At 64.1% G+C, this 22,328-nt stretch carries 22 protein-coding genes and 1 riboswitch; of the genes, 16 read left to right on the top strand and 6 right to left on the bottom strand.

Annotated features, from left to right (window positions below; all coding sequences use genetic code 11):
* Positions 1–17: 17 nt before the first annotated feature.
* The 4 genes from rfbA to rfbC are packed head-to-tail and all read right to left on the bottom strand — an operon-like array spanning position 18 to position 3,439.
* Entirely contained in the window at positions 18–887 is an 870-nt protein-coding gene (rfbA, locus tag FG95_RS15275) for a glucose-1-phosphate thymidylyltransferase RfbA (RefSeq protein ID WP_037556970.1), read from the bottom strand.
* A complete protein-coding gene (gene rfbD / locus FG95_RS15270; RefSeq protein WP_037556969.1) occupies positions 887–1,780 on the bottom strand; it encodes a dTDP-4-dehydrorhamnose reductase in 894 nt (297 codons plus the stop codon). The genes rfbA and rfbD overlap by 1 nt, the downstream gene beginning before the upstream one ends.
* Positions 1,777–2,850, bottom strand: a complete 1,074-nt coding sequence (gene rfbB / locus FG95_RS15265; protein WP_037556968.1) for a dTDP-glucose 4,6-dehydratase — start codon at positions 2,848–2,850, stop codon at positions 1,777–1,779. The genes rfbD and rfbB overlap by 4 nt, the downstream gene beginning before the upstream one ends.
* A gap of 16 nt (positions 2,851–2,866) precedes the next feature.
* The gene (rfbC, locus tag FG95_RS15260) at positions 2,867–3,439 is read right to left on the bottom strand and encodes a dTDP-4-dehydrorhamnose 3,5-epimerase (protein WP_037556967.1); all 573 of its coding nucleotides are present in this window, start codon (positions 3,437–3,439) and stop codon (positions 2,867–2,869) included.
* Positions 3,440–3,750: 311 nt separating this feature from the next.
* Between rfbC and FG95_RS15255 the strand changes: the two genes are divergently transcribed.
* From FG95_RS15255 to FG95_RS20300, 9 genes are all read left to right on the top strand, one after another.
* Positions 3,751–4,404: an acetyltransferase gene (locus tag FG95_RS15255; protein ID WP_235211581.1), complete on the top strand. Its 654-nt coding sequence runs from the start codon at positions 3,751–3,753 to the stop codon at positions 4,402–4,404.
* A gap of 221 nt (positions 4,405–4,625) precedes the next feature.
* Positions 4,626–6,089: a protein adenylyltransferase SelO gene (locus FG95_RS15250; RefSeq protein ID WP_037556966.1), complete on the top strand. Its 1,464-nt coding sequence runs from the start codon at positions 4,626–4,628 to the stop codon at positions 6,087–6,089.
* 70 nt (positions 6,090–6,159) lie between these two features.
* Positions 6,160–7,353, top strand: coding sequence for a nucleotide sugar dehydrogenase (locus tag FG95_RS15245; protein ID WP_037556965.1), 1,194 nt, complete (start codon positions 6,160–6,162; stop codon positions 7,351–7,353).
* Between the two features lie 183 nt (positions 7,354–7,536).
* On the top strand, positions 7,537–9,828 hold the full coding sequence (locus FG95_RS15240) for an autotransporter assembly complex protein TamA (RefSeq protein ID WP_235211580.1): 2,292 nt from the start codon (positions 7,537–7,539) through the stop codon (positions 9,826–9,828).
* On the top strand, positions 9,828–14,060 hold the full coding sequence (locus tag FG95_RS15235) for a translocation/assembly module TamB domain-containing protein (RefSeq protein WP_037556962.1): 4,233 nt from the start codon (positions 9,828–9,830) through the stop codon (positions 14,058–14,060). The genes FG95_RS15240 and FG95_RS15235 overlap by 1 nt, the downstream gene beginning before the upstream one ends.
* On the top strand, positions 14,060–14,275 hold the full coding sequence (locus tag FG95_RS15230; RefSeq protein ID WP_037556961.1) for a hypothetical protein: 216 nt from the start codon (positions 14,060–14,062) through the stop codon (positions 14,273–14,275). Before FG95_RS15235 ends, FG95_RS15230 begins: the two co-directional genes overlap by 1 nt.
* A riboswitch (yybP-ykoY riboswitch) is annotated at positions 14,254–14,435 on the top strand. It overlaps the preceding gene by 22 nt.
* Positions 14,436–14,445: 10 nt before the next feature.
* Positions 14,446–15,018 (top strand): TMEM165/GDT1 family protein, encoded by a 573-nt coding sequence (locus FG95_RS15225; protein WP_037556959.1) that lies wholly within the window; start codon positions 14,446–14,448, stop codon positions 15,016–15,018.
* A 55-nt stretch (positions 15,019–15,073) separates the two neighbouring features.
* Positions 15,074–15,262 carry a hypothetical protein gene (locus tag FG95_RS20590; protein ID WP_066965032.1) on the top strand — a complete coding sequence of 63 codons (189 nt, stop codon included), beginning with the start codon at positions 15,074–15,076 and terminating at the stop codon, positions 15,260–15,262.
* Between the two features lie 49 nt (positions 15,263–15,311).
* Positions 15,312–16,078, top strand: a protein-coding gene (locus FG95_RS20300; protein WP_152567671.1) for an IS5 family transposase whose coding sequence is annotated in 2 segments (ribosomal slippage) — positions 15,312–15,624 and positions 15,624–16,078 — 768 coding nt in all. Because the reading frame shifts where the segments join, the coding sequence is not laid out codon by codon here.
* Here the strand turns inward: FG95_RS20300 and galE are convergent.
* Positions 16,075–17,091 carry a UDP-glucose 4-epimerase GalE gene (gene galE, locus FG95_RS15210; protein ID WP_037556957.1) on the bottom strand — a complete coding sequence of 339 codons (1,017 nt, stop codon included), beginning with the start codon at positions 17,089–17,091 and terminating at the stop codon, positions 16,075–16,077. The two genes, FG95_RS20300 and galE, sit on opposite strands and share 4 nt — an antisense overlap.
* Positions 17,092–17,258: 167 nt before the next feature.
* On the opposite strand from galE, the gene FG95_RS15205 reads away from it, so the two are divergent.
* From FG95_RS15205 to FG95_RS15180, 6 genes are read left to right on the top strand one after another with little or no spacing between them, the layout of a single operon-like run.
* The gene (locus tag FG95_RS15205; protein WP_037556955.1) at positions 17,259–17,555 is read left to right on the top strand and encodes a BufA1 family periplasmic bufferin-type metallophore; all 297 of its coding nucleotides are present in this window, start codon (positions 17,259–17,261) and stop codon (positions 17,553–17,555) included.
* A gap of 6 nt (positions 17,556–17,561) precedes the next feature.
* A complete protein-coding gene (bufB, locus tag FG95_RS15200; protein WP_235211579.1) occupies positions 17,562–18,425 on the top strand; it encodes an MNIO family bufferin maturase in 864 nt (287 codons plus the stop codon).
* Complete coding sequence (locus FG95_RS15195; protein ID WP_037556954.1) at positions 18,418–19,116, top strand: HvfC/BufC N-terminal domain-containing protein; 699 nt, start codon at positions 18,418–18,420, stop codon at positions 19,114–19,116. The genes bufB and FG95_RS15195 overlap by 8 nt, the downstream gene beginning before the upstream one ends.
* Positions 19,117–19,119: 3 nt before the next feature.
* Complete coding sequence (locus tag FG95_RS15190) at positions 19,120–19,578, top strand: DoxX family protein (RefSeq protein ID WP_037556953.1); 459 nt, start codon at positions 19,120–19,122, stop codon at positions 19,576–19,578.
* On the top strand, positions 19,575–20,096 hold the full coding sequence (locus tag FG95_RS15185; RefSeq protein WP_037556952.1) for a sigma-70 family RNA polymerase sigma factor: 522 nt from the start codon (positions 19,575–19,577) through the stop codon (positions 20,094–20,096). The genes FG95_RS15190 and FG95_RS15185 overlap by 4 nt, the downstream gene beginning before the upstream one ends.
* A gap of 1 nt (position 20,097) precedes the next feature.
* Positions 20,098–20,745, top strand: a complete 648-nt coding sequence (locus FG95_RS15180) for a DUF1109 domain-containing protein (protein WP_037556950.1) — start codon at positions 20,098–20,100, stop codon at positions 20,743–20,745.
* A 6-nt stretch (positions 20,746–20,751) separates the two neighbouring features.
* Here FG95_RS15180 and FG95_RS15175 read toward each other — a convergent pair whose 3' ends face one another.
* On the bottom strand, positions 20,752–21,777 hold the full coding sequence (locus FG95_RS15175; RefSeq protein ID WP_037556949.1) for an NAD-dependent epimerase/dehydratase family protein: 1,026 nt from the start codon (positions 21,775–21,777) through the stop codon (positions 20,752–20,754).
* A gap of 309 nt (positions 21,778–22,086) precedes the next feature.
* Between FG95_RS15175 and FG95_RS20820 the strand changes: the two genes are divergently transcribed.
* Positions 22,087–22,275 (top strand): hypothetical protein, encoded by a 189-nt coding sequence (locus FG95_RS20820; RefSeq protein ID WP_037556948.1) that lies wholly within the window; start codon positions 22,087–22,089, stop codon positions 22,273–22,275.
* Positions 22,276–22,328: the final 53 nt, after the last annotated feature.

Below are 22,328 nucleotides of genomic sequence, written 5' to 3'. Positions count from 1 at the left end.
CGAGGTATCGGCGTGGTTCAGTTCTGGTCGGCCAGCGCGAGGATGTTACGGCCATATGCCGTCTTTTCCATCAGCTGGCCAGATTTACGCAATTGGTCGGTATCGATGAAGCCTTGGCGGAACGCGATTTCCTCGAGGCAGCCGATCATATGGCCGGTGCGGTTCTGGATCACGCGGACGAATTCGGACGCCTCGACGAGGCTGTCGTGGGTGCCCGTGTCGAGCCAAGCGTAACCGCGGCCCATCTGTTCGACATAAAGCTCGCCCAGTTCCATGTAGAGGCGATTGAGGTCGGTGATCTCCAGTTCGCCGCGCGCCGACGGTTTGATCTGGCGCGCGAGTTCGACGACGCGGTTGTCGTAGAAATAAAGACCGGTGACCGCGAAGTTCGATTTGGGCTGCGCGGGCTTCTCCTCGATGCTGAGCGCGCGGCCCGCATCGTCGAGCTCGACGACGCCATAGGCGCGCGCATCGGCGACCTCATAGGCGAAAACGGTGGCGCCCGTCTGGCGGCTCCGCGCATTGCCGAGCAGAGTCTGGAAACCCGCGCCGTAGAAGATATTGTCGCCGAGCACGAGCGCCGCCGACTGATCCTCGATGAAGTCGGCACCAATATGGAAGGCCTGCGCCAGCCCCTCGGGCTTCGGCTGGACGGCATATTCGATGCGCAGCCCCAACTGGCTGCCGTCGGCGAAAAGCCGGCGATAATTGTCGATATATTCGGGCGAGGAGATGATCAGTATCTCGCGAATCCCGGCGAGCAGCAGCGCCGACAGCGGGTAATAGATCATCGGCTTGTCATAGACCGGCAGCAACTGCTTGTTGATCGCCAGCGTCGCCGGATGGAGACGGGTGCCCGAGCCCCCGGCCAGAATGATTCCGCGCATTATCGATGCTCTCCTGAATTCAGTCGTTCGTCCAATATCGCATCGACGGCGTCGCGCCATGGGCGAAGGGTGAGACGGAGGTCGGCGCGCAGCTTTTCGGTCGCCAGCCGCGCGTTGGCCGGGCGCCGTGCGGGCGTCGGATAGTCCTGCGTCGTGATCGGTTCGAGCCGCGGCGTCTTGCGGCCTGCCGCCGCGCTACGGTCGAAAATATGCCGGGCGAGATCGTACCAGCTCGCATCGCCGCCGTTGACGGCATGCCAGGTCTCGCCGGTCGCCGTATTGCTGTCGACGATGGCGAGCAACACTTCGGCGAGGTCGGCGGCGTTGGTCGGCGAGCCGTGCTGATCGGCGACGACGCGCACGAGGTCGCGCTCTTCGCCGAGCCGCAGCATGGTGTTCAGGAAATTGGCACCGCCCGCGCTGAGGACCCACGCCGTGCGGACGATGGCGTGGCCGCGGGGTGCGGCCTGCCGTACCGCCGCTTCGCCCGCTGCCTTGGTCGACCCATAGACGCCGAGCGGCGCGATCGGATCGGATTCCAGATAGGGTGCGTCCTTCGTGCCGTCGAAGACATAGTCGGTCGACACATGAACGATGGGGATATCACGCGTTGCGGCCAGCTCGGCGAGGATGCCGGGGGCTTCGGCGTTGATGGCGTGAACGAGGGCGGCTTCGCTTTCGGCGCGGTCGACCGCGGTATAAGCGGCGCAGTTGATGATCGCGCGCCAGGAACCCCGGTCGACGAACGCCCGGAGCGCAGCGGGATCGATCAGGTCGCATTCGGCTCGGCCGGGCGCGACGACGGCCACCCCGTTACGGCGGGCCAGCGCGGCGACGGCGCCGCCGACCTGTCCGCTGCCGCCGGTGACAAGGGGGGGATGCGCCGCGGTCATGCCGAAACCGCCGCGCCCAGCCTTTCCCCGCGATAGCTGCCCGAGAGGATGTCCCGCCACCAGCCTTCATTGTCGAGATACCAGCGGATCGTTGCCGCGATGCCGGTTTCAAAGCTTTCGGTCGGCTGCCAGCCGAGTTCGCGTTTCAGCTTGCCAGCGTCGATGGCGTAGCGGAAGTCATGCCCCGGCCGGTCGGCGACGAAATTGATCTGCTCGCGATAGCTGCGTCCGTCGGCGCGCGGGCGGAGCTGGTCGAGCGTGTCGCAAATGACCTCGACCACCTGCAAGTTGGTGCGTTCGCTGTTGCCGCCGATCATATAGCTTTCGCCGACCTTGCCGCGCTCGAACACCGCGCGGAGCGCGCGGACATGATCGTCGACGAACAGCCAGTCGCGGACATTGTCGCCGCGGCCATAGACCGGCAGCGCCTCGCCCGAGAGGCATTTGATGATCATCAGCGGGATCAGCTTTTCGGGGAAATGGTAGGGGCCGTAATTGTTCGAGCAATTGGTGACCAGCGTCGGCAGCCCATAGGTGTGGTGCCAGGCGCTCACCAGATGGTCCGACCCCGCTTTCGACGCCGAATAGGGCGAACGCGGGTCATAGGCGGTCTCTTCGGTGAAGAAGCCTTCGGGTCCAAGGGCGCCGAACACCTCGTCGGTCGAGATATGGTGGAAGCGGAAGCGATCCTTCCGGGTCTCGGGAAGGCCGCGCCAATAGTCGGTCGCTGCCGAGAGCATCGAAAAGGTACCGACGATGTTGGTTTCGATGAAGGCACCGGGGCCATCGATCGACCGGTCGACATGGCTTTCGGCTGCGAGGTGCGTGATAATATCGGGCCGGACCTCGGCCAAGAGATCGACGACCAGCGCGCGATCACAGATATTGCCGTGGACGAACTCGAAGCGGTCGTTCCTTTCGGCTATGGGCAGCGATGCCTTGTTACCCGCATAGGTTAGGGCATCGAGCACGACGACGCGATAATCGCTTTCGGCGACGAGGTGACGCGCGAGCGCCGATCCGATGAAGCCGGCGCCGCCGGTGATCAAGATGGTGTGGGGGGAGGTCATTAGGGGGAACCGTTCGTCAGGGGTGAAGCGGCAACAGGGGTGAGCCGTCATAGGCAAAATCAAGGTCGGCGTCGGCGAGCAGCGGCAGGATCGCATCCTTCGCGGACAGGACGGCGTCGGTCGCTCCGGCTGCGGCGAGTGGCCAGTCGATGCCGAGCGCCGGATCGTCCCAGCGTATGCCACCTTCGGTTTCCGGCGCATAGAAGTCGTCGACCTTGTATGCCACCTCGCAATCGCTTTCGAGCGTCATGAAGGCGTGGCCGAAACCCCCCGGGACAAAGAGTTGATGGCCGTTGTCGGCGGAAAGCTCGGCGCCGACATGCTGGCCGAAAGTCGGGGAATCGGGACGAAGATCGACGGCCACGTCGTAGATGCGACCGCGAAGGCAGCGGACCAGCTTCGCCTGCGCGTGCGGAGCGCGCTGAAAATGGATGCCGCGGATCGTCCCCGGCGGCGCCGAATAGCTGTGATTGTCCTGAACGAAGGTCGCTTCGACGCCAAGGTCGAGATAGCGGCGCTCGTGATAGGTTTCCATGAACCAGCCGCGCTCGTCCGCAAAACGTCTGGGGGTCAGGAGGATGACTGTCATGAGAATTGGAATCCAAGGCATAGATACGCCAGAGGCCTTTAACGCGGCCATCCATGCTGGCCAGCGAAAACTGAACATGACGGCCGGCTCGTCTGTATCATTATACATCGCGTTGGATTCACTTTTCTAGCGAAGCCTTTGGACATTTTTTCTTTGGCGCCGGATTTCCGCGCCGTTTCGCCGTATCTTTCGAACAGCGCGGTTGCGACGGGCGAAGGGATCGTGCATTCACGCCGCCGCATCTGGATTCACGGAGCTGTCCCATCGAAGCATTCGTTGCGATGATCGTTTCGATGTCATGAATGGAGCAAATGATGAGTCGGCTGATCGGAATTTATGGAGCCAGTGGCTTCGGACGCGAAGTGATGTCGGTGGCGCGCGAGCAATATGCGCAAAGCAATAAGCGGCTGGTTTTCATCGACGATAATGCGGCAAATTCTGACGCACGGGTCAACGGCTACGATGTCCTGACATGGCAGGCGTTTGTCGAGCAGGCAGATGACGGAGCTGCCGTCGCGATCGCGATCGCAGATGCGGCGGTACGCGAAAAGTTGATGGCTCGCTGCGCCGAGGCGGGGATCGCGGGTTGCGACATTCGGGCCGCCAATGTGGTGACGGGCGACAATATCACGATCGGCGAAGGGGCTATTCTGCAACCCTTCGTCATCCTGACATCCGATGTCCGGATCGGCCGCGCTTTTCATGCGAATATCTACAGCTATGTCGCGCATGACTGCGTCATCGGCGATTTCGTAACGTTTGCTCCCGGCGTCAAATGCAATGGCAATGTTCATATCGAGGATCGCGCCTATATCGGGACCGGGGCCATTCTCCGCCAAGGGACGCCCGGCAAGCCGCTCGTGATCGGTTCGGGAGCGACCGTCGGAATGGGGGCTGTCGTTACGAAAGATGTACCGGCGGGCGTCACCGTGATCGGAAATCCGGCTCGCGTCATGGAAAAATAATAGCAGAAGGCGGTTGGCGCAAAGGTCGTCTTGGGTGGTTTTCGATTCTGCTTCGGTTGCGCTGGTCAATCCGGGGTGGCGCGTCCGGTCAAAGATGTGCCGATGGCATTTTGCCGCCTAGCCCATTTTGCGCGCGCTTTGGGTGAATATGACGCGCGCTCCATTTGGTGGCTGCAGCGTTGCGCTTGCATTTTTGAGGTCAACGCTCGACATGGAACGTCATGGATTTTGCGTTCCAAAATAGTTTCTACAATAGCATGGAGGGCTTTTACGCGCCGGCCGAGGCTGCGAAACCGTCGTCACCAAACCTCCTTATTTTTAATCATGCATTGGCTGTAAATCTCGGCGTGGACGCGTCGAGCGCCGGCGATGAAGAACTTGCGCGATCTCTCTCGGGTGATTCGCTGCCCGAAGGCGCGAGCCCGCTCGCATTCGCCTATGCCGGGCATCAATTCGGCCATTTTTCGCCGCAGCTCGGTGACGGGCGGGCGCTGCTGCTCGGCGAAATCGTCGCGCCCGGCGGCGCGCGCTTCGATATCCAGCTCAAGGGTTCGGGGCCGACCGCATTTTCGCGCAACGGGGACGGCAAGGCGGCAATGGGGCCCGTCTTGCGCGAGTTTCTGGTTTCTGAGGCGATGGCCGCTATGGGTGTGCCGACGACGCGTGCGCTCGCGGCGGTGGCTACCGGAGATCGCGTCCAGCGTGAGCGCGTGCACCCTGGCGCCGTGCTTACGCGTGTCGCGAGCAGCCATATCCGCGTCGGAACCTTCCAGTTCTTTGCTGCGCATTTCGGCGCCGATCACGTCGCGCAGTTGTCGGCTTACAGCATCCGCCGTCACTTTCCCGACCTTGTCGATGCCGCGAACCCTTCGCTCGCGCTGCTCGATCGGGTTATCGGACTACAATGCGAGTTGGTGGCGCATTGGCTCGGTATCGGCTTCATCCACGGCGTGATGAACACCGACAATGTCGCGATCAGCGGCGAAACGATCGACTATGGTCCCTGCGCCTTCATGGACCGCTTTGCGGTGAACACGGTGTTCAGCTCGATCGATGCCCATGGCCGCTATGCCTATGGCCACCAGCCGCAGATCATGCACTGGAACATGGCGCGCTTTGCCGAGGCGCTGCTGCCGGCGATCCACCGCGTGTCGCCCGAGGATGTCGAGGCGGCGAAGGCGATCGTCGATGCGATACCGGGCCGGTTTCGTGCCAGCTGGCATGCGAAAGTCAGGCAGAAGCTGGGGCTGAGCGGCGATGGCGCCGACGATAGCGAGTTGATCGACGGCCTGTTCGACGAACTCGAAACGCACAGCGTCGATTTCACCGCCTTCTTCCGCGCGCTCGCCATGCTGCTGCGCGGCGACGGCGCGATGCTCGAAAGCCTGCTTCCCAGCGCCGATGCGATGGCGCCGTGGATCGCCGCATGGTGGGACAGGATCGCACTCGACAGCAGTGGACCGATCGTGCTGGCCGCGGCGATGGATGCGGTGAACCCGCTCTACATCCCGCGCAACCACTTGGTCGAGGAGACGCTAGAGGCGGCCGAGGCTGGCGATCTCGCGCCGTGGCTTCAACTGCTCGGCGTCGTCCGCCATCCTTATGAAGTTCGTCCGGGACTCGAGCGCTTTACGCTCCCGGCGCCAGCCGATGCGGGGCCCTACAAGACCTTTTGCGGCACCTGAGGCGGTCGCGGTTGAGCCCGTTCATCGAAGTTGCTAGGGACGGCGCCGCATCACCCAGAGGATTAAATCATTGGCCCCTGCATCTGTTTCGCCCGTCAAGATCGCAGTGGTCGGCACAGGCTATGTCGGCATTTCCAACGCGATCTTGCTGGCGCAGCATAACGAAGTCGTTGCGCTAGACATCGACGTGCGCAAGGTCGAACAACTCAATGCGAAGCAGTCGCCGATCGCCGACGCGGAGATCGAGGATTATCTGGCGAACCGGCCGCTGAACCTCGTCGCGACGACCGACCGCGACGCGGCTTATACCGATGCGAATTTCGTCGTGGTCGCGACGCCGACCGATTATGATCCCGACACCAATTATTTCAACACAAGCACGGTCGAGAAGGTGATCGCCGACGCGCTGGTCAAGGCGCCCGACGCGCTGATCATCGTCAAATCGACTGTGCCCGTGGGTTTCACCGAACGGATGCGCGCCGAACTCGGCAGTGATGCGATCGTCTTTTCGCCCGAATTCCTGCGCGAAGGGCGCGCGCTTTACGACAATCTCTATCCCTCGCGGATCATCGTCGGCAACACGCACCCGCGCGCGGCCGATTTCGCGCGGCTGCTGCTCGAAGGATCGCTGAAGCCCGATGCCGCGATCCTGCAGACGGGCAATACAGAGGCCGAGGCGATCAAGCTGTTCGCCAACACATATCTTGCGATGCGCGTCGCCTTCTTCAACGAACTCGACACCTATGCCGCGGCGCACGGTGTGGACTCGCGCCAGGTGATCGAGGGCGTGTGTCTCGACCCCCGGATCGGCAGTTTCTATAACAATCCTTCCTTCGGCTATGGCGGCTATTGCCTGCCCAAGGATACGAAGCAGATGCTCGCCAATTACAAGGATGTGCCGCAGAACCTGATCCAGGCGATCGTGTCGTCGAACACGACGCGCAAGGATTTCGTCGCGGCCGAGGTGATCAAGCGAGCGCCTCGCATCGTCGGCATCCATCGGCTCGCGATGAAGGCGGGGTCGGATAATTTTCGCGCCAGCAGCATTCTGGGCGTGATGAAGCGCGTCAAGGCGAAAGGGATCGAGGTGATCGTCTATGAACCGCTGATCGAGGAGGATCTGCTGTTCAATTCGCGCGTGATCCGCGATCTCGCCGCCTTCAAGGCCGAGGCCGACGTGATCATCGCAAACCGTGTGACCGACGATCTCGCCGACGTCGCGGACAAGGTTTACAGCCGCGACCTGTTCGGCGCCGATTCCTGATTGTTTCCCCTGACGCAATTCGCCGCATCGCCGGGAACTGTCCCGATCTCGGCGAGTTAGCTTGCAATTAGGGGAGAAACGGGTTGCACAGCCATATCTCGCGAGCCACAAGCATGCACCGGTGGCCAGCAGATGAGACAATCTGAAATTTTTCGCAGATCATGTTGGCGGCCGCACCCACGCATGCGCCCGCTGCTGATCGGCGCCACCTCACTCATCGGTCTCGCCTGGGCGGGCGCCGCGCAGGCGCAGGATGTCGCGCCGCCGAAGGTGGTGCCGACGCTCGACGCCGATTCGGCCGAGATCGCTGCCCCGTCGCCGCCGCCGCCCGAAGCGCAACTGCCCGCCGTCGAACCGATCATCGAGGATGAGGAGTTCGAAAAATCGATCCCGCCCATCAGCGCCGAAGACGATGCCGAACTCGATCGGCCGATCGAATCGATCGCCGAATTCGAGCGGCGCCTGGTGACCGAAGCGGCCAACAAGGGGGCGGCGGACGGCTCCGACGATGCCGCGGACGCGACCGCGGAAACCCAGCCGCCGCAGGTGGACGGCGTGCCCGTTCCCGCGCTGGCCGATGGCGATGCGGCCGAAGTGATCGGTGATGCGCCGATTAGCGACAGCGAGCTCGCCGCGCCGCTGCCGCCGCTTGAAAATTTCGACGTCGAACCCGTCGAGTTCGCCGAGGCCGAAGCTGACAGCGACAATGTCGAGCTTTCCTATACGGTACAGGTCAACGGGCTGAGCGACGCCGATGACAGCACCGACGTCGATCTGGCCGATGTGTTCGGCGATCTGTCGGCGCTCTACGGCGGCGACGGCAAGGCCGACAATGCGGCGATGATCCGCGCGCGCCTCTCGGCCGACGGCGAACTGATGCAACGGATACTCGCGTCCGAGGGCTATTACGACGCGGTCGTCGACACGCGGATCGACCGGGGTGCGCGCGAAGAGGGACAGGAACGCCAGCGCCGGCCGATCACCGCAGTCATCGATGTGAAGCCGGGCAAACGCTATACATTGGCGGACATCATCATCAACGCGGACCCGACCATTCCGCCAAACCTGATCGCCGATAATTTCCCGCTGAGCGTCGGCGAGCCGATCGTCGCGCAGCGCATCCAGGGCGCCGAGGCGGCGATCGCGCTCAAGCTGCCCGAGGAAGGCTATCCTTTCGCCAAGGTCGGGCAGCGCGATATATTGCTCGACGGCGCGACAGGCGACGGCGTTTACACGCTGCCCGTCGATATCGGCAAACGATCGCGCTTCGGCGGGATCGAGACGACGGGCGATCTCGCCTTCGATGCCGAGCATGTCGAGGTGCTCGCGCGTTTCAAGCGCGGCGACCTTTACGACAGCCGGATGGTCGACGATCTGCGCCAGGCGCTCGTCGCGACCGGCCTGTTCGCGACCGTCGCCGCCGAGCCGCAGCCGACCGGCGAGAGCGCGGGCGACGATACCGAATATGTGACGATGCTGGTGACCCAGCAAGCGGGGCCGCCACGAACCATCGCCGCCAGCGCAGGCTATGGCACAGGCGAGGGGATCCGGCTGGAGGGCAGCTGGACGCACCGTAACCTGCTGCCGCCCGAGGGTGCGCTCACGTTCCGGGGCGTGCTGGGAACGCAGGAGCAGGGGATCGGCGCGACGCTGCGCCGGTCGAACGCCGGGCGCCGCGACCGCACCCTTGAGCTCGTTACCGAGGTCACGCGCAGCACCTATGACGCGTTCAACGCGATCACGGGCCGCGTCGGCGCGCGCGTCAGCTATGATTCGACACCGATCTGGCAGAAAAAATTTACTTATGCCTATGGCGTCGAACTCATCGCAACGCGCGAGGATGATTATGATTTCGCGACGGGCGATCGGAGCTACGATTTCTATACGATCTTGGGGCTGACCGGACAGGTCGGGATGGATCGGACCGACAGCCTGCTCGATCCGACGAAGGGCTTTCGCATCACCAGCCTGATCCAGCCCGAGGGCTCGCTCGCCGGGCGCTTCTCGCCCTATGCGCGGCTGCGTACCGACATCAGCGGCTATTACCCCGTGACCGACAGCATCGTGCTTGCAGGCCGTGTGCGCGTCGGATCGATCGTCGGCGCCGCGCGCGAACGGCTCGCGCCTTCGCGGCGTTTCTATGCCGGCGGCGGCGGGTCGGTGCGCGGCTTCGGCTTTCAGGAGCTCGGGCCGAAAGACCCCAACAACGACCCGATCGGCGGTCGCAGCGTGAACGAAGTGGCGTTGGAGGCGCGCTATCGCTTCGGCAATTTCGGCGTCGTCGGCTTCGTCGATGGCGGACAGGTCTATCGCTCGTCGGCGCCGACCTTCCAGAACCTGCGCTTCGGCGCCGGGATCGGCGCGCGTTATTACACCAATTTCGGCCCGATGCGCTTCGATATCGCGACGCCGATCGGGCGCAAGCCGGGCGAGGCGCGCGTCAGCGTCTATGTCTCGATCGGGCAAGCCTTCTGATGACCGAGGAGGCGCCTCTCGCCCCTGCAGAATCAGCCGCAGCGAAGCCGCGGTCATGGCCGCTGGCGATCCTGCGCTGGGTCGGCCTCGGCCTGCTCGGGCTTGTTCTCCTCTTCGCGTTGTTCCTTATGGGGCTCAACAGCGACGCCGGGCGGCGCTTCGTCGTCACCCAGATCGAAAAATATGAATTCGAAAACGGGATGAAGATTGGCATCGGCCGGCTCGACGGCTCGCTCTACGGCCAGATGATCGTTCGCGACTTCTCGCTCTCCGATCCGCAGGGCGTTTTCCTGCGCTCGCCCGAACTTCGTGTCGACTGGCGGCCGATCCGCTATCTCGCGAACCATATCGATGTCAGATCGGCCACGGCAAAGACGCTGGTGATGGAGAAAATCCCCGCCTTCAAGCCGGTGCCCGACACCGGCGAGCCTTTGCTGCCCGACCTCGACATCGATGTCGGGCAGCTCCGCGTCGACCGCTTCGTCTTCGAGCCGGCGGTGGCCGGCGAGCGGCAGGTGGCGGCGCTCAACGGCAAGGTCGCGATCGCCGATCGGCGGGCGCAGGTCAGCGCCAATGCCGAGACGATCAGCGGCGGCGGCGGGCAGGGCGATGCGCTAAAGCTCGTCCTCGATGCGGTGCCCGAGCAGAACCGGCTTGCGGCGACTCTCGATGTGGCCGCGCCCCAGGGCGGGGTGCTCGCCGCGATAGGCGGGTTCGAGGAAACGCTGACCGCGAAGCTTGCCGGGCGCGGCGACTGGAAGGCGTGGAACGGCAATCTGACCGCGAATCTCGGCACCGCGCCGCTCGCGCGTGTCGCGCTGACGGGGCGCGACGGCACCTTTGCTGCCAAAGGCACGGCACAGGCGTCGCGGCTGCTGACCGGGCCGGCGGCCGAATTGCTGGGCACTGAAACCGCGATCGATCTTACGGCACGGCTGCAGGAGCGCAAGGCCGCGATCGACGGCCGGCTTTCGTCGGACGCGGCGCAGCTCGGGATCAGCGGCGGGCTCGACCTCGGTACCAACCGCTTCGAGGGATTGCAGCTGGCGGCCAATATTCTGCGCCCGGGCGCGATCGCGCCGGCGGTGCGGGCGAGCGGCCTACGCGCCACAGCAACGCTCGATGGCGAATTCGCGCTGCCGACGGTCGATTATCAGGCGAATGCGAGCAGCCTCGCGGTCAACGACATTATCGTCGAGCGGCTGAGCCTCGCGGGCAAGGCACGCGTCGATGCCGACCAGATCGTGATTCCGGTCGCGGGCCGTGCCGCGCGCATTCGCGGGCTCGACACCGTCGCGGGTGGCACGCTGGTGCAAGTGCGGCTCGACGGCGATCTCGCCTATGCGGACGGCCGCATCCTCAGCGACAATCTGCGCCTGCGCTCGCCGCGCATCGACGCGAAGGCGATCATCATCGCCGACTTGAACAAGGGTTTCTACACCGGCGCGATTGACGGGCGGATCAACGATTATCGCATCGAAAGCGTCGGCATCTTCGACATCGACAGCGACGCCGACCTCAAGACCGCGCCGCGCGGCGGGTTCGAGATTGTCGGCAATGTCCGGGCGCGTTCGACGCGGCTGTTCAACTCGGGGGTCCGCGATTTCCTCGGCGGCAATGCGACCGCGTCGAGCGCGGTGCGCTATGGCACCGATGGCGTCGTCCGTTTCTCGGGCCTCCGGCTGACCGCGCCGCGCCTGCGCATCACCGGCGGGCAGGGGAGCTATGCGCCGAACGGTCAGATCCGGCTGACCGCGCGCGCGAGTTCGACCGACTATGGCCCAATCGGCGTCCAGCTGGCCGGAACGATCAGCGATCCGCGCGCGGTGGTCACCGCCGACCGCCCAGGCCTCGGCATCGGGCTTGCCAATCTCGTGGCAAAGATCAACGGAGCGCCGAACGGCTATCGCCTCGCGGCGACGGGTGAGACCGACTATGGGCCGCTGTCGGCCGACGTCGTGCTGCTGATGGCGGCGGGTCCGCTGACGATTGACGTCGAGCGCGGCGACCTCGCGGGCATCGGGTTCAACGGCCGGCTCGTACAGAGCGAGGCCGGGCCGTTCACCGGGCAGCTCAACGCGTCGGGACAGGGTCTGGGCGGCCTCGTCCGGCTGAGCGCCGCGGGCGAGTATCAAGCGGCGGCGATCAACGTCCGCGCGAACGATGTCGTGCTTCCCGGGGCCGCCAATCTCGCAGTCGGTTCGGCGATCGTCGATGCCGACGTCACACTCTATGACCAGCCGCATATCGTCGCCGACATCCAGATCGCCGATACCCAAATCCGCGACTATGACATCGCCGTCGGACGGGTGAAGATCGACTATCGGAATGGCAGCGGCAAGGCTCAGGCGCTCGTCGAAGGCACCAGCGGCGTCCCCTTCCGCATCGCCGCGAATGCCGACCTGACGCCCGAACTCTGGCGCGCATCGGTGCAGGGCCGCGCGACGGGCATCAATTTCCGCACCACCTCGCCCGCGCGCATCATTCCCGGCGCCGACGGATATGAATTGCTGCCGACGACGGTCAATCTCGGTCGCGGCAGCAGTGCGCGCATCGCGGGACGGTTCGGCGACGGCATCATGCTTCAGAGCCGGCTTGAGCGCGTCAATATGGCGATCCTCAACGCCGTCTATCCCGATATGGGGCTGGGCGGGCGCGCGGCGGGCAGCCTCGATTTCGAGCAGGCGAATTCCGAAAGCTTCCCGCGCGCCGACGCGCGGCTGACGATCACCGGCTTCACGCGCACGACCGCCGCGTCGGTAAGCCAGCCGGTCGACGTCAATTTCGCCGGCAAGCTGCTCGCCGACGGCGGCGAGGCACGCGCGGTGATGCGCAAGCGCGGCAGCGTGGTGGGCCGGGTGCAGGCGTCGCTGCGGCCGCTTGGCCCCGGCGCGGGCAGCTGGACCGAACGGCTGATGGCCGCGCCGCTCGGCGGCGGCATTCGCTACAACGGTCCGGCCGACACGCTCTATTCCTTCGTCGGTCCTGCCGACCAGCATGTCGCGGGGCCGATCGCGGTCGCCGCCGATTTCAGCTGCAGCGTCGCCGATCCCTGCCTCAATGGCGTGGTGCGCGGCAAGGACATGACCTACGAGAACCAGACTTATGGCACCAAGCTAACTAATATCGTCGTGAACGGCCGTTTCACGGGCAACCGGCTGGAGATTGAGCAGCTCACCGCAAAGGCGGGCGACGGCACCCTGCAGGGGAAGGGCTTTATCAGCCTCGCGTCGGCCGACGGCTATCCGATGAACATTCAGGCGACGCTCGACAACGCCCGCCTTGCCCGCAGCGAAAATATCGCGGCGCGCGCGACCGGCAATCTGACGCTCGAAAAGGTGGCGGGGCAGACTGCGTTGCTGTCGGGGAGCCTGCGGTTACCCGAAACGCGCTATCGCATCGTGCGCGAAGGCGCGGCACAGGTGCCCGTGCTGACCGGTGTGCGGCGCAAGCCGCCCGCCGGGCGCCAGCGGATCAGCGGCGACGGGCTTGCGGCGGTGGGCGGCAGCCTGTTCGACCTCATCCGCCTCGACATCGCGCTGAAAGCACCCGACGAAATCTATGTTTCGGGCATGGGGCTCGAATCCGAATGGAGCGCCGACATCGTGCTACGCGGCACGACGCAGGCGCCGCAGGTGACGGGCGAGATCGAACTGGTGCGCGGCACGCTCGGCTTTGCGGGCCGCTCGTTCGAACTTCAGGAGGGGAGGGTGACCTTCCCGACCGGCGACGCGTTCGACCCCGCGATCCGCCTGATTGCGAGCGACGAGATCGAAACGGTGACGGTGACCGTCAGCGTGACCGGGCGCGCGAGCAATCCGCAGGTCGCCTTTTCGAGCGTTCCCGGCCTGCCGCAGGATGAGATCGTCTCGCGCATCCTGTTCGGCGATTCGATTACGACGCTCTCGCCGTTGCAGGCGGTGCAGCTCGCGGCGTCGCTCAACACGCTCAGCAGCGGCGGCGGCGGATTGAGCCCGCTCGGCGCGCTCCAGTCGGCGACGGGGATCGACCGGCTACGCGTGCTCGGGCCCGACGATACGCTCGGGCGCGGCGCCGCGCTTGCCGCGGGTCAATATATCACCAAGGACATCTATCTGGAGGTGATCACCGACGCGCGCGGCTATACGGCGACGCAGCTAGAAATCAGCCTGACGCGCGCGCTGTCGCTGCTCAGCCAGGCGGGCGGTTCGGGACAGTCGAACCTCTCCATCCGTTATCGCAAGGATTATTGATGCGCGCCGCCTTTCTGCTCGTGCCGTTGCTGCTTCTCGCCGCCTGCAAAGACGAGCCCGACTTCGACACGCGCTACGACAAGGCGGCAAAGGAGATCGAAGCGCGCGCCAAGGCGATGGACGCCGACATCGCCGAATCCGAAAAGGCGGCCGCGGCTTCGGGCTTGTCAGCGCCCGCAAAGCCCGCTAACGCGCCCCCGTCATCTGGGGAGTAGCCAGCCGTCCTTCGGGACGGGCCGCCGCGTCAACATACTTGGCCGAGAGGTCATGGTGCGGTGGAAGCGGGATACCGCTTGGGCGAGACCAATGGCATCGACCTCCGTCCGGGCTGGGCGGCGGGTTTGATGTCCGTTGGAATCGCAAGCCGCCCGGCCCCGGAGTACTCATGGAAGCCCTGTTCACATCGACGGCAATCGTCGCGCTCGCCGAAATCGGCGACAAGACGCAGCTGCTCGCGATCCTGCTCGCGACGCGTTTCAGGCAGCCCCTGCCGATCATATTGGGCATATTGGTCGCGACTCTCGCAAACCATGCGCTCGCGGCGCTGCTCGGCGCATCGGCGGCCGCCTTACTCGACAGCCCGGTCTTTCGTTATGTTATCGGCGCTTCGTTCATCGCGATGGCGGCGTGGACGCTGATCCCCGACACGTTCGACGATGATGAGGCTCCGAAGCCGCGCTTCGGGGCGTTCCTCACGACGCTCGTCGCTTTTTTTCTCGTCGAAATGGGCGACAAGACGCAGGTGGCGACGATCGCGCTGGGCGCCCAATATCATGACGTCGTCGCGGTCACCGCAGGGACGACGCTCGGCATGATGATCGCCAATGTGCCGGCGATCTTCCTCGGGCACGAACTGCTGAAGCGGGTGGATCTGGCGAAGGTGCGCCTCGTTGCGGCGGGCCTGTTCCTCGTGATCGGCCTGTGGATACTGGCGCAGACCGCGGGCTGGTTCGGCTAGGTCGTGAACTCATAAAAGGTTGAGCGGGCGCGGGCATCCCGTTAACTCTGGGCGCATGGGCAAGCGTAGCGGCGTCATTGATCATGAGGAGGGTTTGGCTAAGCTGAGCCTGGTTGAACTGGATGCGGAGATCGACCGTTGCCGGACGCGGCTAAAGATCGCGCCGACAAGCCAGCTCCGTAAGTCGTTTGAAAGCCGGATTCACTGGCTTGAGCGGTATCGCGCCAAGCACCATTCTGACTGAGGTGCGCAAATCGCTTTCACTGCCGGTCGATGTCTGATTCAGTATTGGCATGAGCCGATATGACCTGACCGACTTCGAGTGGCGCGTGATCGAGCCGCTCCTGCCCAACAAGCCCAGGGGCATTCCGCGTGTCGATGACCGCCGCGTGCTGAATGGTATCTTCTGGGTGCTGCGCTCCGGGGCACCGTGGCGCGACCTGCCGGAACGCTATGGCCCGCGCACCACCTGCTACAACCGCTTCGTGCGATGGCGGAAGGCGGGCATCTGGGATCGGATGATGGATACCATCACCGCCGCGCATGATGGCGATATCCAGATGATCGACAGCACTTCCGTTCGCGCCCATCAACAGGCCGCGACGGCAAAAAGGGGGATCGAGATCACTGTCTCGGTCGTTCCCGAGGCGGGCTTACAACCAAAATCCACGCTGTCGTCGATGGGCAAGGCCTCCCGATCCGACTGAGCTTGACCGCTGGTCAATGCCATGACGGCCAAGCTGCCGATGGCCTGCTCGACCATATTGGTGCCGGAACGATAGTGCTGGCCGATAAGGCATATGATGCCGACCGCATCCGGGCGTCTCTCCGCGAAAGGGGCGCGTTCGCCAATATCCCACCCAAGTCCAACCGCCGGTCAAAACCGTACTTCAGCACTTGGCTCTATCGCGAGCGGAACCTCATCGAACGCTTCTTCTCCAAGCTGAAGCACTTTCGACGCATCGCCACCCGCTACGACAAGCTAGCCGAAAACTTCCTCGCCATGGTCCAACTCGCCTCAATGCGGCTGCGGTTGCGGGTTTATGAGTCTACGGCCTAGTCCGAATTGCGCCCCGCGAGCGTGCGCTCGAAGTTCCAGCTCGACGCGCACATCGCGTCGAGACCGCGCTCGGCCTTCCAGCCCAGTTCGCGCGCGGCGCGGTCGGGGCTGGCGAAACAGCTCGCGACATCGCCGTCGCGGCGCGGCGCGATGCGATAGGGGATGCGGACGCCGTTCACGCGTTCGAACGCTTCGACCATGTCGAGCACCGAATAGCCCTGACCGGTCCCGAGGTTCCAGATCGACAGCGCTTCTTCGCTCTTCGCGATTGCGCCGAGCGCCGCGACATGGCCCTCGGCGAGATCGACGACGTGGATATAGTCGCGCACCCCGGTGCCGTCGGGCGTGTCGTAATCGTTGCCGAATACCGACAGCTCGGCGAGCCGCCCGGCAGCGACACGGCTGACGAAGGGCATCAGATTGTTCGGAATGCCGTTGGGATTCTCGCCGATCAGTCCGCTGTCGTGCGCGCCGACGGGGTTGAAATAGCGCAGGATCGCGATGCGCCATTCGGGGTCGGCGGCGGCGACGTCGGCAAGCATCTCCTCGATCATCAGCTTGGTGCGGCCATAGGGATTGGTCGCCGACGTCGGATGATTCTCGTCGAGCGGCAGATATTGCGGCTGGCCATAAACGGTCGCGCTTGACGAGAAGACGAGCGTCTTGGCCCCGCAATCGGCCATCGCTTCGAGCAGCGACAAAGTGCCGCGAACATTATTGTCGTAATATTTCATGGGCTCGGCAACCGACTCGCCGACCGCCTTCAGCCCCGCGAAGTGGATCACGGCGTCGATCTTATGGTCCCGCAGCACTTCGCGCAGCGCATCGCCGTCGCGGATGTCGCCGGTGACGAGCGGAACGGAATGGCCGGTGATCGCCTCGAGCCGATCCATCACCGCTGGGTCGCTGTTCGACAGATTGTCGAAGCAGACGACGCCGTGCCCCGCCGACACCAGCGGCGCCGCGACATGGCTTCCGATATAGCCGGCGCCGCCGGTGAGCAGAATATTCATGCCTTGCTTGTCTCCATTCGCGCGTCCTCGTTCGATCCGGGCCTATTCTATCGGAGTTACCCTGCCAAATCATTGTCTCCCGCCTCGGCGTAACTTTCGCACCTTCTCCCGCGAACCCATGACGATGCCATCCTCCGCATCATTCATTTCTCAAAAGGGAGATCATCATGACCAATGCACTGAAACTGTCGCTCGCCGCTTCGGCCGTCCTCGCCATGGCCGCGGGCACCGCGATCGGCGGCACCGCCGTCGCCGCCGAGGGCGCCAAGGAAAAATGCTATGGCGTCGCGCTGAAGGGCAAGAACGACTGCGCCGCCGGACCGGGCACGAGCTGCGCTGGCACCTCGACCGTCGACTATCAGGGCAATGCCTGGAAGCATGTGCCCGCTGGCAGCTGCGTGAAGATGGGCGGCACCTTGGCCGCGCACAAGGGCAACGCCAAGCCGGTTGCCAAGAAGGGCTAACCGACCGTGATCGCTTCCCTGCTTTCGACGCTGCCGGTACGCGCCGGCATCGGCCTCAAGCCGCAGCATTATGCCGATGTGCTGGCAGCGACGGAGCAGGGAAGGGCGCCCGCCTGGGCCGAAGTCCACCCCCAGAATTACTTCGGCGCGGGCGGGCCGCCGCACCGCTGGCTGACCGCGATCGCCGAGCATCTGCCGATCAGCTTTCATTCGGTCGGGCTGTCGCTGGGCTCGGCGGCGGGCGTGGACGAGGGCGAACTCGAAGCGCTCGCGGCGCTTTGCCTTCGTTATGATCCTGCGATGGTTTCCGATCATCTCAGCTGGAGCAACGGGCCCGACGACAAATTTCCGGACCTCCTGCCGATCCCCTATAGCCACGCGGCGCTCGACCATTTCACCGCCGAAGTCGGCCGTGTGCAGGACCGGCTGCGCCGGCGGATCCTGATCGAAAATCCGTCGCGCTACCTCGCTTATGCTGGTGACGATTGGAGCGAGGTCGATTTCCTTCACGAACTTTGCCGGCGCAGCGGCTGCGGTCTGCTGCTCGATATCAACAATGTCGAGGTTTCGGCCTTCAACCTCGGGCTCGATACGGTGGCCTGGCTCGACTGCTTCGATCCACGCCATGTCGGCGAAATCCACGTCGCGGGTCACGCGGTCAAGGACGACGATATGGGCGGTACGATCGCGATCGACGATCATGGGTCGCCGGTGCGTGCGAGCTGCTGGGACCTGCTGGCCCGATTCCTCGACCGATCCGGCCCAAGGCCCGTGCTGGTCGAATGGGACAGCGACATTCCCGATTACGCGACCTTGATCGCCGAGGTGGCGAAGGCCGACGCACTGCTGTGGACGCCCGCTCATGCTTGAGCCCGGGCAGGCGGCGATAGCTGCGACCTTGCTGCGCGGCCCCGCCCATCTGCCGCCCAACCTGTTTGCGGGAGGCGAGGCCACCGTGCTGCGCGGGCTTCGCGTTCACGCCAACACCATATCGCACGCGCGCCTCGTCGCGCTCGAAGAAACGTTCCCGCGCACGCGTGCTTATCTGGGCGACGAGGAATTCAACCGTCTGTCGCGCCGCTTTGTCGAAGAAGGCGGGGCGGGACGCCGGCCGTTGAACGACATTGGCGAGACCTTTGCCGAACGGCTCGCTGATCCGCGCGCCGCCGACCTCGCGCGCGTCGAATGGGCCTGGCTCGAAAGCTATCACGCAGCCGATGCACTCGCGCTGGCCCTCGCCGATCTGCTCGCCCTCGGCGAAGCCGGCCTGCTCAGCCTTCCGGTCCGGCTTCACCCGGCAACGCGTGTCGTGGTGCTTTCCAGCGACGCCGCGCCGTTGACCGATCCGGCCTTTGCGTCCGATACGCGGGCGCTGCTCGTTACGCGCCCCGACGCCGAAGTCCGCCTGTTCGCGATCGAACAGGCTGCGGCAGCCGCGATCGGCATGGCTCAAGAAATCGCGCACATCGGTAACCTCATCGCGCATCTTGCCGAACAGCATCCGGACGGCGGCGCCGCAATCGCGGCGCTCATCGAGGCCGGGGCTTTCGAGAGGGTTTGAGCGATGAATGCGATAACGGGATTTTATGACAAGAGCGTAGCCATTGCGGGGTCGCGGCTCGCCGAAGGGGCCGCGCTGTTGCTGCTGCGCGTCTCGCTCGCGGGCGTCTTTTGGCGATCGGGGCAGACGAAGGTGCTCGAGGGCAGCTTCCTCAAGATCGATCCCTCGCAATATGATCTGTTCCGCAGCGAATTTTCGGGGCTGCCGCTCGATCCCGCGATAGCAGTGCCGCTAACGACATTTTCCGAGCATTTTTTCCCGGCGTTGCTGCTTTTCGGGCTCGCAACGCGATTGTCGGCGGGCGCCCTGCTCGTGATGACGCTCGTCATCCAGATCTTCGTCTTTCCCGACGCTTGGTGGCCGGTCCATTCGCTGTGGGCGGCGATGGCGGCGATCCTGATCGTTCGCGGCGGCGGACTGTTCTCGCTCGACGCGCTGATTGCTAGGGTGCGCGCGAAATGAGCATCGACGAACCTTCGCTGGCGCGCTTGATGGCCGCATCGCAGCGGGGGGATCGCAGCGCCTATCGCGCGTTGCTTGTCGATTGCCGCAAATGGCTCGAACGTTATTTCGCCCGGCGGATCGCGCCGCACCATATCGACGATCTTGTGCAGGAAACGCTGGTGTCGATGCACCGCAAGCTTGCGACATGGGACAGCGGGCGGGCGTTTCTGCCATGGCTCGCGGCGATAGCGCGTTATCGCTGGATCGACATGCTGCGTCGCCAGCGTGACGAGGCCGAACTCGGCGACAATGATGCAGCGGTCGGCGCCGAGGATGAAGCGGTCCATGCGCGGCTGAGCATCGATCATCTGCTGACGCTGTTGCCGCCAAGGCAGGCGCAGGCGATCACGCTGGTCAAGATCGAAGGCGCATCGATAGCCGAGGCATCGCAGATTTGCGGGCAGAGCGAGTCGCTCGTCAAAGTGAATATCCACCGCGGGCTCAAGAAGCTTGCCGAACTGATTGAAAGCGAATGAAATGAAGGACGCATCGATCGATGATCTGATCGACGACCTCGCCGGGGACTTGACGCCCGTGCGGCCGCGGCGCGTTGCGCGCGGGTCCATATGGGTCGCGGCCGGATGGGTCGCGGGCGCCGCGGCGTTGCTGTGGATCTTCGGCTTGCGCGAGGACCTGGCGGTGAGCGGAATGCCGCCGCTTTCGATGCTCGCCTTCTGGTTGACCGCGGCGACGGGACTTGCCGCGACATGGAGCGCTCTGCGCATGGGGTTGCCGGGTGTCGGGCGCGATTATGGCGGCTGGCGTTGGGCGGTCGGTGCCTCGCTGTCGCTGCCGCTAGCGGCCCTCGTCGCGTGCATCACCGACGGCCATGCGGCGATGGAATCCGCGCGCCACGGCTTTGGCCTGCGCTGCCTCTTGCAAGGCGTCGCATCGGGCTTGGGAGTTGGCGCGGCGCTCTTCTTCTGGCTCAAGGCCGGCGCGCCGACGTCGCCGACGCGCGCGGGCTGGGTCATCGGTATCGCCGCGGGGGCTGCGGGCGCGACCATCGTCGCGCTTCATTGCGCGACCGATGACGTTGTCCACATCGCGCTCTGGCACGGCGCAGCGGTTCTGCTTTCGGCGATTGCGGGGCGGCTGGTCCTTCCGCGTTTCTTGCGCTGGTAGGACGCGTCACGCCTTGCTCGGAACCGTTTCCTGCCGCTTCATCCATTCCTCCCGATACCAAGCGACAAAAGCAGGTATTCCGGTAGTGATCGGGGTAGTCGGTGCAAAGCCTAGATCGCGGCTGATATCGGCGATATCCGCGGCCGTCTGATAGACGTCGCCGTCTTGCATCGGCAGCAGGCTGATTTCCGCCTTGCGACCGCACGCCATTTCGATCGCACGGATAAGTTCGGTAAGTTGTTCGGGGCGGTTATTCCCGATGTTGTAAAGCCGGTGCGGCGTCGTGAAACCACCCGGCTTCTCGCGGTGGTCGTCTTCGGGCGGGTAATCGAGCGCCAGGACGACGCCGTTGACGATATCGTCGATGAAGGTGAAATCACGGAGCATGTCGCCGTGATTATAGACGTCGATCGGCCGGCCCTGGAGAACCGCCTCGGTGAATTTCCAGACCGCCATGTCGGGCCGCCCCCACGGGCCATAAACTGTGAAAAAGCGAAGGCCGGTTTGGGGTATCCTGAAGAGATGTGCATAGGTTTCGCTAAGCAATTCGTCCGCCCGTTTCGTCGCCGCATATAGCGAAATCGGCGTATCGGCGCGGTCGGCCACGCGAAAGGGCGTACTGGCGCGCATGCCATAGACCGACGACGACGACGCATAAACCAGATGCGCGACCGAGCGGTGGCGCGCCAGCTCGAGAATGTTGACGTGCCCCGCGACGTTCGAATGAATATAAGCAGCGGGATTTTCTAGCGAATAGCGGACGCCGGGCTGTGCGCCGAGATGGACGATCCGGTCGATCCCGTGGCTGGAAAGCGCAGCGGCGAGCGCGTCGGCATCGCCAAAATCGACATCTATAAAGGTGAACAATTCGCCATAGCGTGCGTAGAGATGCGCGACGCGCGCATGTTTGAGATCGAGCGAGTAATAGGGTGTAAAATTGTCGATGCCGACGACGCACTCGCCGCGACCGAGCAGGGCTGCCCCGACGTGCATTCCGATGAACCCGGCCGCGCCGGTAATAAGCGTCGTCAAATCTCTTCCCCTTGTCGTCCACTAGCCTTTGCAATGCGTAGCAAGCCGTTCGGTCGATGCGTCGGGTTGCGTGCGATACCGATCACCGGAAGGCGAATTTCCTACACGCGCTTTCGCGTTAGAGAATAGCGGAAAATCATTGAAATTTGGTGAGCCAAGCTAGTCATGTTCGCATCGTATCTCTTGTAGCTGGCGATGCCGCAGCTTCCGCGACGATCCCAACTTTGTTTGCTGGGCGATCCGAGACAGTGTGGCTCTGCCACGATCATTGGCGACAATTCTGCCCCCCCCCATAGCGCCGTACGCAGCGTGTATCCCCGCTTCTTCCGCCTGGCGGAGAAGATCAACGATCGCGATGGCGCAAAAGCGTGGCCCGACGAACTCGAACGCCGTTACTGGCGCTTCTGGTTCGCGCTCGTTCGCAGGGCCCGCGCGCCTCGCGGGCAGAAGCTGGACGAAGCCGAGATCAACCGCCTTATGGACTGGGATGCCTGTTGAAACCCATGATCAGCGAAACAATCACTTAACGAAATTTTTCTTATCGGCCCGTA

It is taken from the genome of Sphingopyxis sp. LC363, assembly GCF_000756385.1.
Classification (GTDB): Bacteria; Pseudomonadota; Alphaproteobacteria; order Sphingomonadales; family Sphingomonadaceae; genus Sphingopyxis.
The sequence above is the reverse complement of the archived record's forward strand: the minus strand, read 5'-3'. Positions and strand labels throughout refer to the sequence as shown.

What these genes read in the sequence shown, in the direction of transcription:
- FG95_RS15205 (WP_037556955.1), top strand. Translation starts at nt 17,259, where the DNA reads ATGACCAATGCACTGAAACTGTCGCTCGCCGCTTCGGCCGTCCTCGCC.
- FG95_RS15180 (WP_037556950.1), top strand. Translation starts at nt 20,098, where the DNA reads ATGAAGGACGCATCGATCGATGATCTGATCGACGACCTCGCCGGGGAC.
- rfbB (WP_037556968.1), bottom strand. Translation starts at nt 2,850, where the DNA reads ATGACCTCCCCCCACACCATCTTGATCACCGGCGGCGCCGGCTTCATC.
- rfbA (WP_037556970.1), bottom strand. Translation starts at nt 887, where the DNA reads ATGCGCGGAATCATTCTGGCCGGGGGCTCGGGCACCCGTCTCCATCCG.
- FG95_RS15240 (WP_235211580.1), top strand. Translation starts at nt 7,537, where the DNA reads ATGCGCCCGCTGCTGATCGGCGCCACCTCACTCATCGGTCTCGCCTGG.
- rfbC (WP_037556967.1), bottom strand. Translation starts at nt 3,439, where the DNA reads ATGACAGTCATCCTCCTGACCCCCAGACGTTTTGCGGACGAGCGCGGC.
- FG95_RS15190 (WP_037556953.1), top strand. Translation starts at nt 19,120, where the DNA reads ATGAATGCGATAACGGGATTTTATGACAAGAGCGTAGCCATTGCGGGG.
- galE (WP_037556957.1), bottom strand. Translation starts at nt 17,091, where the DNA reads ATGAATATTCTGCTCACCGGCGGCGCCGGCTATATCGGAAGCCATGTC.
- FG95_RS15230 (WP_037556961.1), top strand. Translation starts at nt 14,060, where the DNA reads ATGCGCGCCGCCTTTCTGCTCGTGCCGTTGCTGCTTCTCGCCGCCTGC.
- rfbD (WP_037556969.1), bottom strand. Translation starts at nt 1,780, where the DNA reads ATGACCGCGGCGCATCCCCCCCTTGTCACCGGCGGCAGCGGACAGGTC.
- FG95_RS15195 (WP_037556954.1), top strand. Translation starts at nt 18,418, where the DNA reads ATGCTTGAGCCCGGGCAGGCGGCGATAGCTGCGACCTTGCTGCGCGGC.
- FG95_RS15235 (WP_037556962.1), top strand. Translation starts at nt 9,828, where the DNA reads ATGACCGAGGAGGCGCCTCTCGCCCCTGCAGAATCAGCCGCAGCGAAG.
- FG95_RS15250 (WP_037556966.1), top strand. Translation starts at nt 4,626, where the DNA reads ATGGATTTTGCGTTCCAAAATAGTTTCTACAATAGCATGGAGGGCTTT.
- FG95_RS20590 (WP_066965032.1), top strand. Translation starts at nt 15,074, where the DNA reads ATGGGCAAGCGTAGCGGCGTCATTGATCATGAGGAGGGTTTGGCTAAG.
- FG95_RS15185 (WP_037556952.1), top strand. Translation starts at nt 19,575, where the DNA reads ATGAGCATCGACGAACCTTCGCTGGCGCGCTTGATGGCCGCATCGCAG.
- FG95_RS15225 (WP_037556959.1), top strand. Translation starts at nt 14,446, where the DNA reads ATGGAAGCCCTGTTCACATCGACGGCAATCGTCGCGCTCGCCGAAATC.
- FG95_RS15255 (WP_235211581.1), top strand. Translation starts at nt 3,751, where the DNA reads ATGATGAGTCGGCTGATCGGAATTTATGGAGCCAGTGGCTTCGGACGC.